General features: G+C 71.3%; 12 protein-coding genes. 9 read left to right on the plus strand and 3 right to left on the minus strand.

The window, feature by feature from the left end; translation table 11 throughout:
• Together ACTS11_RS20695 and ACTS11_RS20700 are read right to left on the minus strand one after the other, a co-directional pair.
• Nucleotides 1–957: hypothetical protein (locus ACTS11_RS20695; RefSeq protein ID WP_442642173.1), on the minus strand; the 957-nt coding region annotated here is incomplete at its 3' end.
• A 130-nt stretch (nucleotides 958–1087) separates the two neighbouring features.
• The gene (locus ACTS11_RS20700) at nucleotides 1088–1978 is read right to left on the minus strand and encodes a MurR/RpiR family transcriptional regulator (RefSeq protein WP_442642174.1); all 891 of its coding nucleotides are present in this window, start codon (nucleotides 1976–1978) and stop codon (nucleotides 1088–1090) included.
• 90 nt (nucleotides 1979–2068) lie between these two features.
• On the opposite strand from ACTS11_RS20700, the gene ACTS11_RS20705 reads away from it, so the two are divergent.
• The 5 genes from ACTS11_RS20705 to ACTS11_RS20725 all read left to right on the plus strand — a co-directional run bounded on the left by ACTS11_RS20705 (nucleotide 2069) and on the right by ACTS11_RS20725 (nucleotide 8352).
• Nucleotides 2069–3037: a TAXI family TRAP transporter solute-binding subunit gene (locus tag ACTS11_RS20705; protein WP_442642175.1), complete on the plus strand. Its 969-nt coding sequence runs from the start codon at nucleotides 2069–2071 to the stop codon at nucleotides 3035–3037.
• Nucleotides 3038–3120: 83 nt separating this feature from the next.
• Nucleotides 3121–5757: a TRAP transporter permease gene (locus ACTS11_RS20710; protein ID WP_442642176.1), complete on the plus strand. Its 2637-nt coding sequence runs from the start codon at nucleotides 3121–3123 to the stop codon at nucleotides 5755–5757.
• 24 nt (nucleotides 5758–5781) lie between these two features.
• Nucleotides 5782–6216: a universal stress protein gene (locus ACTS11_RS20715; RefSeq protein ID WP_442642177.1), complete on the plus strand. Its 435-nt coding sequence runs from the start codon at nucleotides 5782–5784 to the stop codon at nucleotides 6214–6216.
• A gap of 4 nt (nucleotides 6217–6220) precedes the next feature.
• Nucleotides 6221–7543, plus strand: a complete 1323-nt coding sequence (locus tag ACTS11_RS20720) for an aspartate aminotransferase family protein (protein WP_442642178.1) — start codon at nucleotides 6221–6223, stop codon at nucleotides 7541–7543.
• Entirely contained in the window at nucleotides 7540–8352 is an 813-nt protein-coding gene (locus ACTS11_RS20725) for a 3-keto-5-aminohexanoate cleavage protein (protein WP_442642179.1), read from the plus strand. The genes ACTS11_RS20720 and ACTS11_RS20725 overlap by 4 nt, the downstream gene beginning before the upstream one ends.
• Nucleotides 8353–8459: 107 nt before the next feature.
• Here the strand turns inward: ACTS11_RS20725 and ACTS11_RS20730 are convergent, their stop codons facing one another.
• The gene (locus ACTS11_RS20730) at nucleotides 8460–9254 is read right to left on the minus strand and encodes a 23S rRNA (adenine(2030)-N(6))-methyltransferase RlmJ (RefSeq protein WP_442642180.1); all 795 of its coding nucleotides are present in this window, start codon (nucleotides 9252–9254) and stop codon (nucleotides 8460–8462) included.
• 53 nt (nucleotides 9255–9307) lie between these two features.
• Here ACTS11_RS20730 and ACTS11_RS20735 point away from each other — a divergent pair, with 53 nt between their 5' ends.
• From ACTS11_RS20735 to ACTS11_RS20750, 4 genes are all read left to right on the plus strand, one after another.
• On the plus strand, nucleotides 9308–10492 hold the full coding sequence (locus tag ACTS11_RS20735; protein WP_442642181.1) for an NAD(P)/FAD-dependent oxidoreductase: 1185 nt from the start codon (nucleotides 9308–9310) through the stop codon (nucleotides 10490–10492).
• Nucleotides 10493–10672: 180 nt separating this feature from the next.
• Nucleotides 10673–10879, plus strand: a complete 207-nt coding sequence (locus ACTS11_RS20740) for a cold-shock protein (protein WP_442642182.1) — start codon at nucleotides 10673–10675, stop codon at nucleotides 10877–10879.
• Nucleotides 10880–10993: 114 nt separating this feature from the next.
• The gene (locus ACTS11_RS20745) at nucleotides 10994–11194 is read left to right on the plus strand and encodes a hypothetical protein (RefSeq protein ID WP_442642183.1); all 201 of its coding nucleotides are present in this window, start codon (nucleotides 10994–10996) and stop codon (nucleotides 11192–11194) included.
• An 88-nt stretch (nucleotides 11195–11282) separates the two neighbouring features.
• A partial coding sequence (locus tag ACTS11_RS20750; protein WP_442642184.1) for a hypothetical protein occupies nucleotides 11283–11523 on the plus strand: 241 nt, incomplete at its 3' end.

Below are 11523 nucleotides of genomic sequence, written 5' to 3' on the forward strand. Positions count from 1 at the left end.
GGCAAGCAGCGCGATCAGCCCCATCGGCAGCATCTCCCGCCGCCAGGCCGCGAGAACCCGCTCGTAGGAGAGGCCGTAGCCCACGAAGAGCGGCGTGTCGCCGATGCGGGAATAGCCGTAGATCCGGCTCCGGCCGTCGATCGACGAGACCGAGGCATAGACGCCGTCGTCCGCCACGGCCATCCGGCCGAGCAGGGGCGAGCCGGGGCCGAGGCGGTCGGGAACCCGCTCGAGCATCGGGTGGCGCGCGAGGATCTCGCCGTCCTCGCGGAAGATGCCCGCGACGAAGCGCCCCTCGGTCGTCTGTTCCCAGAACTCGGTGAAGTAGTCGAGCGACGCGGTGACGAGGATGATGCCGTTGAAGTCGTCCCTCGGCGCGCGGCGGCGGCTGATGTTGAAGTTCAGCGTGCCCTTGGTCCGCCCCACGATCATCTCGCCGAAGTGCAGTTCGTCGCGCTCCTCCAGCGCCTGGAAATAGCTGCGGTCGGCCACGTAGACGTCGGGGAAGGGGAAGAAATCCGCGCTGTTGGCCGTCCGTCCGTCGGGCGGCACGAGCCAGAGGCCGTCGACGTGCGGGCTGCCCGCCGCGACCTGACGCAGAAAGACGTGCACCTCCTCCGAGGACCGGATCTCCTCCCAGGTCATGGTCCCGAGATACTGGTCGACCTGCGCGATGATGAGCTCCTGCGCTTCGAATACGCGCAGCGCGTGCTCCTCGAGGATCTGGATGGTGCGCCCGACCGAGGCTTCGCCGCTGCGCAGCGTCTCCGTGCGCTGGCTCGCCGCGAAGACGACGAAGAGGAGCACCGGAAGCAGCGTGACCGCCCAGAGCAGGATCTTGCCGACACGCCCGAAGCGCGCGTCGGCGTCGGGGCGCGCGCGTGCCTGCCGCGCCGTGGGCGCGGATAATCGTTCAGCCGTTGGATCGAGGCCCGCCATCGTCTCTTTCGGTTTCATGACGGCGCGTTGCGCAGGGTGCGCCGGGCCCGCATGTTCGAAGGACAAGCCGCGAAACCCCCGATCCGTTCCGGGATCACGCGGCGTCAGTCCGGCATCCGCCGTCCGGCAAGTCGACCCCGGCCGGAGCTCAGGCCTCGCCGCCTGCGACGTAGCTGCCGAGTTCGAGTAGCTGCCGCTCGAACTCGGCGATCCGCGCGGGCGCGCCGGGATCGGAGGCCACCATCTCGTCGACGATCGCCTCGACGAGGGTGAAGCCCGCGCCCTGCGAGGGCAGCGGCTGCGGCCCCTCCATCGGCAGGCAGAAGACCAGCCGCGCCCCCCCGGCGATGGGCGAGGTGTAGCGGTCGGTGATGGCGATCACGTCGAGCCCCTTGGCGCGCGCGGCGCGGTGCGCCCGGATCACCTCGGCCGAGTAGAGCGAGAAGGTGATGAGCACGACGACCTCGCCCTCGCCGGCATGGGCGAGCCGGTCGGCGATGCCGCCGGGCTCGGTCGGCATGCGCTCGAAATGGGGGAAGGCCATGCCGCCCGTGTAGGCGAAGTAATGCGCCAGCGAGAAGCAGCTGCGCACCCCGATGCAGTGGATGCGCCGCGCCCGGAGGAGGAGCGCCGCCGCCTCGCCGATCCGCGCGACGGTGTCCTCGGCGAAGAGGGCGTCGAGATTGGCCTGCGCGGCGGTCCTGAGCCGCTCGATCCGGGCGCCCTCGGGCTGTGCGCTCAGGCGGGCGGCGCGCGCGCCGTAGACGCCGCCGCGCCGCCGCAGCGCCGCCTGGAAGGCGCGGCGGCACTCCTCGAAGCCCGGGAATCCCAGCGCCAGCGACAGGCGGTAGACCGTGTTCACGTTGGCCCCCGACAGCTTCGCGAGGCCCCGGACGGAATGAAACGCCATCTCCTCGGGGTGCTCGAGCGCCCAGGAGGCGAAGCCCGCGATCGCCGGGGTGCCTTGCTCCACGAGCTCCGCGAGCCTGCGGCTGAGGTCGTCGAGGGATCGCTCCGGGGTGTCGGGGGTCGCTGTCATATGAAACATATGCTTCAAAAACTTGACCTCTTGCAAGAATCCGTTTCATTTGGTTGGCATCAGCAAATAAGAAGCAAAAGGGAGATGATCATGAAGAAGCATCTGGCGGGCGGTATGATCGCCCTGGGCGCGGCGCTCGGCGCGGGCGCGGCATCGGCCCAGGAGACGTTCATCGCGATCGGGACCGGGGGCGTCACCGGCGTCTACTACCCCACCGGCGGCGCGATCTGCCGCCTCGTGAACCGCGACCGCGCGGACCACGGCATCCGCTGCGGCGTCGAGTCGACCGCGGGATCGGTCTACAACATCAACGCCGTGCGCTCGGGCGAGCTCGAGTTCGGCGTGGCGCAGTCGGACTGGCAGTACCACGCCTACCAGGGCACGTCGCAGTTCGAGGACCAGGGCGCCTTCGAGGGCCTGCGCGCCGTCTTCTCGGTCCATCCCGAGCCCTTCACCGTGGTGGCGCGCGCCGACGCGGGCATCGAGACCTTCGAGGACCTTCAGGGCAAGCGCGTCAACGTGGGCAACCCGGGTTCGGGCCAGCGCGGCACGATGGAAGTGCTCATGGAGGAGATGGGCTGGACGATGGACGACTTCGCCGTCGCCTCCGAACTCCAGGCCGCCGAGCAGAGCCAGGCGCTCTGCGACAACAACATCGACGCGATGATCTACACCGTCGGCCACCCCTCGGGCTCGATCCAGGAGGCGACGACGGCCTGCGACGCGGTGCTGGTGGACGTGGACAACGCGGCCACGCAGGCGCTGGTGGAGGCCAATCCCTTCTACCGCGTCGCCACGATCCCGGGCGGCATGTATCGCGGCAACGAGGAGGACACGACGACCTTCGGCGTCGGCGCGACCTTCATCACCTCGGCGGACGTGCCCGAGGAGGTGGTCTACACCGTCGTCCGCGCGGTCTTCGAGAACATCGACCAGTTCCGCAGCCTGCACCCGGCCTTCGCCAACCTCGACCCGCAGGAAATGGCGAATGACGGCCTGTCGGCGCCGCTCCATCCGGGGGCCGAGCGCTATTTCCGCGAGGCCGGCCTGATCGAGTGACCGTCGCCTCCTGACGGACGGACAGGGTTCCGGGCGGGCAGGTCCCCGCCCGGTTCCACACGCAGGAAGGGACGGGACGGCACATGGCGGAAGACGACGGGCGCGAGGGGCGCAGGTTCAGCGACGAGGAACTCCAGGATCTCGTCGCCTCCACGGATTCCGGCGCCCGCGCGCCGCGCAGCCGGCCCGTCGCGCTGCTGATCGCGGGGCTCGCGCTCCTGTGGTCGCTGTTCCAGCTCTGGATCGCGCAGCCGATGCTGTGGTTCGCGGAATACCTGCCGGTGATGAACTCCTCGCAGACGCGGCCCCTGCACCTCTTCTTCGCGATCGTGCTGGCCTTCCTCGCCTATCCGGCCTTCAAGAATTCACCGCGCGACCGGGTGCCGGTGACGGACTGGCTGCTCCTGCTGATCGGCGGGTTCTGCACGCTCTACGTCTTCTGGTTCTCCGACACGCTGGCCGTGACCGCGCGCTCGGGCCTGCCGACGCAGCCGCAGATCGTGATCGGCGCCATCGGCCTCCTCGTGCTGCTGGAGGCGAGCCGCCGTGCGCTCGGCCCGGCGCTGACCGTCGTGGGCTCGCTCTTCCTGCTCTACGCCTGGTTCGGGCAGGGCTGGCTGATCCCCGACCTCATCGCCCACGAGGGGCTGTCGTTCCGCTCGCTGATCAACGCGCAGTGGCTCGACACCGGGGGGGTCTTCGGCATCCCGCTCGGCGTCTCGACGGCCTTCGTCTTCCTCTTCGTGCTCTTCGGCTCGCTCCTCGACAAGGCGGGGGCCGGCAACTACTTCATCAAGTTGGCTTTCGCGGGCCTCGGCCACCTGCGCGGCGGGCCCGCCAAGGCGGCTGTCGTGGGCTCGGCCATGACCGGCCTCATCTCGGGCTCCTCCATCGCCAACGTCGTGACGACGGGCACCTTCACCATCCCGCTGATGAAGCGCGTGGGCTTCACCAACGAGCAGGCGGGCTCGGTCGAGGTCGCCTCCTCCGTGAACGGGCAGATCATGCCGCCGGTGATGGGTGCGGCCGCCTTCCTGATGGTGGAGTTCATCGGCATCTCCTACGTCGAGGTGATCAAGCACGCCTTCATCCCGGCGGTGATCTCCTACATCGCTCTGGTCTACATCGTGCATCTCGAGGCGCTGAAGAAGGACATGCCGGCGCTGGGCGAGGCGAAGTCCTTCGTCGGCATGATCGTGAAGTTCTTCCTGGGCTTCGCGGTCGCGGGGGCGGGCTTTACCGCGCTCATCTATGGCGTCGGCTTCCTGCGCGACACCGTCCCGGACCTGAGCGGGCCGATCATGCTGGCGCTGCTCGGCGCGGTCTACCTCTGGCTCGTCGCCGTCGCGGCGCGGAGGCCCGACCTCGAGGCGGACGACCCCAACGCGAAGGAGATCGTGCTGCCGCAGGTCAAGGACATCTACGCCACCGGCCTGCACTACGTGCTGCCGATCGTCGTGCTCGTCTGGTTCCTGATGGTCGAACGCCAGAGCCCGGCGCGCTCGGCCTTCTTCGCGGTCGCGCTGATGATCGGGATCATCGTCACGCAGCGGCCCCTCAAGGCGCTCTTCCGGGGCGAGGGCGGGCGCATCGCGGCCGAGTTCCGGGCGGGCCTCGGCGACCTTCTGGAGGGGCTGATCACCGGGGCGCGGAACATGATCGGCATCGGCGTCGCGACGGCGGCGGCGGGCATCATCGTGGCGACGGTGACGCGCACGCCCATCGGCACCGAGCTCGCCGGCCTCGTCGAGCAGCTCTCCATGGGCGTCCTCTTCCTCATGCTGGTCTTCGTCGGCCTCTTCTCGCTCATCCTCGGGATGGGGCTGCCGACGACGGCCAACTACATCGTCGTCTCCTCGCTGATGGCCTCGGTCGTGGTGACGCTCGGCGCGCAGGAGGGTCTGATCGTGCCGCTGATCGCGGCGCATCTCTTCGTGTTCTACTTCGGGATCATGGCCGACGTGACGCCGCCCGTGGGACTGGCGAGCTTCGCGGCCGCCGCCGTCTCGGGGGGCGATCCGATCCGCACCGGCTTCACCGCGTTCTTCTATTCGCTGCGGACCGTCGCGCTGCCGTTCCTCTTCATCTACAACCCGACGCTCATCCTCTACGGCGTGGACCTCGGGACGTTCGAGGGCATCCTCCAGGCGATCCTCGTCTTCGTCGTCGCGACCTTCGCGATGCTGCTCTTCGCCGCCGCCACGCAGGGCTATTTCCTCGCCCGCTCGCGGATCTGGGAGAGTGCCGCGCTCCTCCTCGTGGCCTTCACGCTCTTCGTGCCGAACGTCTGGCTCAACATGGTGCAGGACCCGTTCCGCAGCGTGCCGGAGGCCGAGTTCGAGACCCTGCTCGGCGAGGTGGAGGAGGGCGACCGCCTGCGCCTCCTGATCCGCGGGCCCGACTTCAACACCGGGCAGACGGCCGAGACCACCGTGGTCGTCTACCCCGAGGGCGCGACGGCGGCCGAGCGGCTGGCCAATACCGGCCTCCTCCTGATGCCCGAGGGCGAAACCACGCGCCTCGACGAGCCGATGTTCGGGACCGACATCGCCGAGACGCTGCGCGACTTCGACTTCTACGCCGAGGAGCCGGTGACGCTCGCCTCCGTGCAGATCCCGCGCGACCGTCTGCCGGCGCAGGTCTTCTACATCCCGGCGCTGCTGCTCCTCGGCGGGGTGATCCTGCTCCAGCGGCGGCGCCAGACGAAACCGGCCTTCTGAGGCCACACGACGAGGACCGCGACGATGTTCGAGACCGTGCTCCTGCCCATCGACCTCTCGGTGCCCGGAAGCTGGCAGAAGGCGCTTCCCGCCGCGCTCCGCCTGTGTCAGGCCGAGGCGGGGGGCGTCCTGCACGTCCTGACCGTGGTGCCGGATTTCGGCATGTCGGTCGTCGGCAGCTACTTCGAGGCGGGGTTCGAGAAGAAGGCGATGCACAAGGTCGGCGAGGAACTGGGCGCCTGGGTCGCCGCGAACGTGCCCGACGGGATCGAGGTCCATCCCCACGTCATGCACGGGCGCGTCTACGAGCAGATCATCACCGCCGCCGACCGGCTCGGCGTGGATGCCATCGTCATGGCCTCGCACCGGCCGGAGCTGACCGACTACCTCCTCGGCCCGAACGCCGCGCGCGTGGTGCGGCACGCCAGCCAGTCCGTCTTCGTCGTCCGGGGGGAGTGACGCGATGAGCCATGTCTTCGGCCGCGGTCCCGCGCGCCTGCCGACCGCCGTGCGGGGGGAGGGGTGCTACCTCCACGACGCGGAGGGGCGCGCCTATCTCGACGGGTCGGGCGGGGCGGCGGTCTCCTGTCTCGGCCACTCGGATGCGGAGGTGCGCGCCGCGATCCACGCACAGCTCGACCGCCTCGCCTTCGCGCATACCGGGTTCTTCACTTCGGAGCCCGCCGAGAGGCTCGCGGACCTCCTCGTGGCGAACGCGCCCGAGGGGATCGACCGGGTCTATCTCCTCTCCGGCGGGTCGGAGGCCGTGGAGGCCGCGATCAAGCTCGCGCGGCAGTATTTCCTCGAGATCGGGCAGCCAGGGCGCCACCGGATCATCGCCCGGCGCCAGAGCTACCACGGCAACACGCTCGGCGCGCTGGCCGCCGGCGGCAATGCCTGGCGGCGCGAGAAGTTCGCGCCGCTGCTGATCGAGACGCACCACATCGCGCCCTGCTTCGAATACCGCGAACGGCGCGAGGACGAGAGCCCCGAGGACTACGGCCTGCGCGCCGCGAACGCGCTCGAGGCCGAGATCGAGCGCCTCGGCCCCGAGACCGTCATGGCCTTCATCGCCGAGCCCGTGGTCGGCGCGACGGCGGGCGCGGTTCCCGCCGTGCCCGGCTACTTCCGCCGCATCCGCGAGATCTGCGACCGCCACGGCGTCCTCCTGATCCTCGACGAGGTGATGTGCGGCATGGGGCGCACGGGCCGCTTCTTCGCCTGCGAGGAGGACGGCATCGCGCCCGACATCGTCACCATCGCCAAGGGCCTCGGGGCGGGCTACGTGCCGGTCGGCGCGATGCTCGCCTCCGCCCGCGTCCACGACGCCATCGCGGGCGGGTCGGGCAGCTTCATGCACGGGCACACCTACCACGCCCATGTCCTGGCCGCGGCCGGGGCGGAGGCGGTGGTGCGCCGGATCTTGGAGGGCGGCCTCGTTCCGCGCGTGCGCGCGCAGGGGGCGAAGCTCGAGGCCGCGTTGCGCGAGACCTTCGGCCAGCATCCGCATGTCGGCGACATCCGCGGCCGGGGCCTCTTCCGCGGGATCGAACTGGTGGAGGACCGGGACACGAAGCGGCCCTTCGATCCGGGGCTCAAGCTTCATGCCCGCGTGAAGTCGTCGGCGATGGCGGAGGGGCTGATCGTCTACCCGGCGGGGGGCACCGTGGACGGGCGCGCGGGCGACCACGTCCTGATCGCGCCGCCCTTCATCATCGAGGATGCGCAGATCGGGGAATTGGTCGACAAGCTCGCCCGCGCGCTCGGGGCCGCGCTCGCGCGATGAGCCCGCTCAAGCCCCTGCCGCGCGTGATGCTGGCGCCGAACGGTGCGCGGCGGACGAAGCGCGACCACCCCGCGCTGCCCGTGACGATCCCCGAGACCGTCGCCGCCGCGAAGGCCGCCTTCGAGGCCGGGGCGGGCGCGCTCCACGCCCATGTCCGGGACGCGGAGGGGCGGCACAGCCTCGACGCGGGCCTCTACCGCGAGCTTCTCGCCGAGATGGCGCGCGAGGTTCCCGCGATGCCGGTGCAGATCACGACCGAGGCCGCCGGACTCTTCGCGCCGCCCGCCCAGCGCGCCGTCCTGCGCGAGGTCCTGCCCGAGGGCGCCTCCGTCGCGCTGCGCGAGATGGTGACGGACGACACGCCGGACGCCGAGGCGCGCCGCTTCTACGCCTGGGCCGAGGAGGCGGGGATCGCGGTCCAGCACATCCTCTACGATGCGGGCGACGCCGCCCGCCTGGCGTCCTGGGTGGCGGCGGGCCACCTGCCCGCGCCGGTCCAGTGCATCTTCGTCCTCGGCGCCTATGCGCCGCCGCGCGACGGGCGGCCGGAGGAGCTGCGCGGCTTCCTCGACGCGCTGGCGCCGCTCGGCCCCGGGCTCGACTGGGCCGCCTGCGCCTTCGGGGCGGCGGAGACGGAATGCCTCGTCGCGGCGGAGGCGCTGGGGGGCAAGATGCGGATCGGCTTCGAGAACAACCTCCTCGGCCCTGACGGGAGGCACGCGCCCGACAACGCGGCGCGGGTGCGCGACCTCATGGCGGTGCTCGCTCGGGGCCGAGGGGGCGGGGCCACGGCCTCCCCGACGCGCTGATGCCGCTCGGCCCGGCCGTCCCGCGCCCTCGGGGTGGCGGGATGCGGATCGGGTTCGGCAATGGCCGTCTCAGCCCGGGCGCAGGCGGTCGACACCGTGGCGCCGACTCAGGACTGAGGGGCAGTCGGCAGCGCCGCGAAGATCGCGCCGATGCGCGCGGCCTCCCCGGCGAGGCCCCAGGGCGGGTTCGACACGAACATCCCCGAGCCGACCATCCGGTGCCCCTCGCGCGCCGGGCCGAAGACGACCTCGTGGCGGAGCGCCTCGGGGTCCTGCGCCATGAGCTCCGCCAGCATCGCCTCATGCGCGCCCGAGACGAGAAGCGGATACCAGAGCGCGACGACGCCGACGTTCCACTTGGCGCGGAGCTTCGCGATCAGCTTCGGGACGGTGGCGTAATCCTCCTTCACCTCCCAGGACGGGTCGATCAGGATCAGCCCGCGCCGGGGCGTCGGCGGGCAGAGCGCGCGCGCGGCCTCGAACCCGTCGCGGCGGAGCACCTGCGCGCCATGAGGCGCCATGACCTCCGCCAGCGCCGCGTGCTCCCTCGGATGCAACTCGGCCAGGTGCATCGCGTCGCCCGGCCGCAGCATCTCGGCCGCGATCAGCGGCGAGCCGGGATAGGCCGTCGCCCCGTGCCGCGCGCGGATCGCGGCGAGGCAGCGCGCGTAGGGGTGCTCCGCAGGGAAGGCCGCGGCCAGCCGCCCGATGCCCGCCGCCGCCTCGCCGGTCTTCAGCGCCTCGGCCGCGTCGAGCCGGTAGAGGCCGCGCCCGGCATGGGTCTCGATGTAGCTGAGCGGTTTGTCCTTGCGCGTCAGGTAGTCCAGCATGGCGGCCAGAAGCGCGTGCTTGTGCACGTCGGCCATGTTCCCCGCGTGGAAACTGTGCTGATAGGACAACATGGCGGCGGCGTAGCGGGATTGGCGCGCCGGAACAAGCGGGGCGGCACGCGGGAATGGCGGAACGGGACTACGACGCGATCGTCCTCGGCGCTGGGGGCGCCGGGCTGATGGCGGCGGCGACCGCCGGGCAGGCGGGCGCGCGCGTCCTCGTGATCGACCACGCCGAGAAGCCGGGCAAGAAGATCCTCATCTCGGGCGGCGGGCGCTGCAACTTCACCAACACCGGGACGGGGCCGGAGAACTTCCTCTCCGAGAACCCGCATTTCGCCAAGTCGGCGCTCAGCCGCTATACCCAGTGGGATTTCCTCGCGCTGGTCGAGCGCCACGGCATCGCCTGGCACGAGAAGACGCTGGGGCAGCTCTTCTGCGACGGCTCGGCCCGGCAGATCGTCGCGATGCTGATGGAGGAATGCCGCAAGGGCGGGGTCGAGGTGCGGCTCTCGACCCCCATCGGCGAGATCGGGCACGCGGACGGGCGCTTCCGCGTCGCGGGCGCCCGTGCGGCGGCGCTGGTCATCGCCACGGGCGGGCCGTCGATCCCCAAGATGGGCGCGACGGGCGTGGCCTACGACATCGCGCGGCGCTTCGGCCTCGGGCTGGTGACGCCGCGCCCGGCGCTCGTGCCCTTCACGCTGGGCGAGGGGGACGCGGACCTCAAGGCCATTCCCGGCGTCGCATTCCCCGCCGTCGCCCGCGTGGGAAACGTCTCCTTCGAGGAGGCCGCGCTGTTCACCCACAGGGGGCTTTCGGGGCCCGCGATCCTCCAGGTCTCCTCCTACTGGACGCCGGGCGACGAGGTCTCGCTCCGCGTGCTGCCCGACGCGCTGTCGCGGCTCAGGGAGGCGCGGCGCGAGATGCCGCGGGCGCAGCTCAAGGCCGCGCTCGCCCGCCTGTTGCCCGCGCGCCTCGCCGAGGCGCTGGCCGCGCGCATCGGGCTCTCGCGCGAACTGGCCAACGCCTCGGACGCCGATCTCGAGGCGGCGGCCGGGGTGCTGTCGGCGCTGCGCCTCGCGCCCACGGGGACCGAGGGCTACGCCAAGGCCGAGGTCACGGCGGGCGGCATCTCGACGGCCGCGCTCTCGTCCAGGACGATGGAGGCGCGGGACGTTCCCGGCCTCTACGCCATCGGCGAGGCGGTCGACGTGACCGGCTGGCTCGGCGGCTACAACTTCCAGTGGGCCTGGTCCTCGGGCGTCGCGGCGGGCCTCGCCATCGCCGAACGCGCGCGGACGGCGTGAGCCACCGGGATCGCGCGGCGCCCCTTGTTCCGGCGCGCCCTCGTCCCCATATCATCCAAGCGATTGTTTTTCTATTCGAACCTCTGCTTCCGTTCATCCGGCTCTCAGTTGATCGATCCAGACTGACTTTGCCGGGCTGCCGCGTCCTGCGGGCAGCATCCAGAACAGGAGACCACGGACATGGCCAATGGCACCGTGAAATGGTTCAACTCCACCAAGGGATTCGGCTTCATCCAGCCCGAGAGCGGCGGCAAGGACGTCTTCGTCCACATCTCCGCCGTCGAGCGCGCGGGCCTCACCGGCCTCGCCGATGACCAGAAGGTGACCTTCGACGTCGAATCCGGCCGCGACGGCCGCGAGAGCGCGACGAACCTCGCGCTCGCCTGACCGCGACGCAAGGTGCGGGACGGCAGGCGCTGCCCCGCACCCCCAAAGCCCGCACCTCCGCCGCCGCCGGCCGGACGCGGGCACGCCCCTCCGGCCGGCGAAGGTGCGCGATCCATGTCCGGTTCCTCCAGCGACGATCACCGGCGCCCGACGCGGCAGGAGGCGAACCTCGCCGCCACGGACCGCGCCGCCCGCGACATCCTCCGCAGCGAGGCCGAGGCGCGGCGGGACCAGGCCGAACGGCTGAAGGCGATCCGCCTCGAACGCGAGGCCGGACGACGGCCCGACGACGAGGACACCTCGTCCGGGGCCTGAACCGGCGGCTTGTCCGCCCGAAGATGCAGGCTGGCGCCCGGGCAAGAACCGCGGGCGCGCCCAACGAGACAACCAGAAGGGAGAAGCCATGAAAGCGAAGACCAGGGCCCGCGCCGACGACGTGTTCGGCGCCGCCCGGCCGAAGAAGGGCGTCGCCGCGTCGAAGGCGGCCGCACCGGAGGTTCAACTCGGCGCGCACGGCCGCTACCAGATCAAGTCCGGCCGGCTCGGCGGCGAGTACATCGCGCGCGCCTTCGCCCGGCCGCCCGTGAGGCTCAGGGGCGTCGTCGCCGAAGCGCGCGGCGCGACCGAGGCGGCCGCGATCGCCG

This window comes from Roseicyclus sp. (assembly GCF_052168335.1).
Classification (GTDB): Bacteria; Pseudomonadota; Alphaproteobacteria; order Rhodobacterales; family Rhodobacteraceae; genus Roseibacterium.

What these genes read in the sequence shown, in the direction of transcription:
- ACTS11_RS20700 (WP_442642174.1), bottom strand. Translation starts at nt 1,978, where the DNA reads ATGACAGCGACCCCCGACACCCCGGAGCGATCCCTCGACGACCTCAGC.
- ACTS11_RS20705 (WP_442642175.1), top strand. Translation starts at nt 2,069, where the DNA reads ATGAAGAAGCATCTGGCGGGCGGTATGATCGCCCTGGGCGCGGCGCTC.
- ACTS11_RS20710 (WP_442642176.1), top strand. Translation starts at nt 3,121, where the DNA reads ATGGCGGAAGACGACGGGCGCGAGGGGCGCAGGTTCAGCGACGAGGAA.
- ACTS11_RS20715 (WP_442642177.1), top strand. Translation starts at nt 5,782, where the DNA reads ATGTTCGAGACCGTGCTCCTGCCCATCGACCTCTCGGTGCCCGGAAGC.
- ACTS11_RS20720 (WP_442642178.1), top strand. Translation starts at nt 6,221, where the DNA reads ATGAGCCATGTCTTCGGCCGCGGTCCCGCGCGCCTGCCGACCGCCGTG.
- ACTS11_RS20725 (WP_442642179.1), top strand. Translation starts at nt 7,540, where the DNA reads ATGAGCCCGCTCAAGCCCCTGCCGCGCGTGATGCTGGCGCCGAACGGT.
- ACTS11_RS20730 (WP_442642180.1), bottom strand. Translation starts at nt 9,254, where the DNA reads ATGTTGTCCTATCAGCACAGTTTCCACGCGGGGAACATGGCCGACGTG.
- ACTS11_RS20735 (WP_442642181.1), top strand. Translation starts at nt 9,308, where the DNA reads ATGGCGGAACGGGACTACGACGCGATCGTCCTCGGCGCTGGGGGCGCC.
- ACTS11_RS20740 (WP_442642182.1), top strand. Translation starts at nt 10,673, where the DNA reads ATGGCCAATGGCACCGTGAAATGGTTCAACTCCACCAAGGGATTCGGC.
- ACTS11_RS20745 (WP_442642183.1), top strand. Translation starts at nt 10,994, where the DNA reads ATGTCCGGTTCCTCCAGCGACGATCACCGGCGCCCGACGCGGCAGGAG.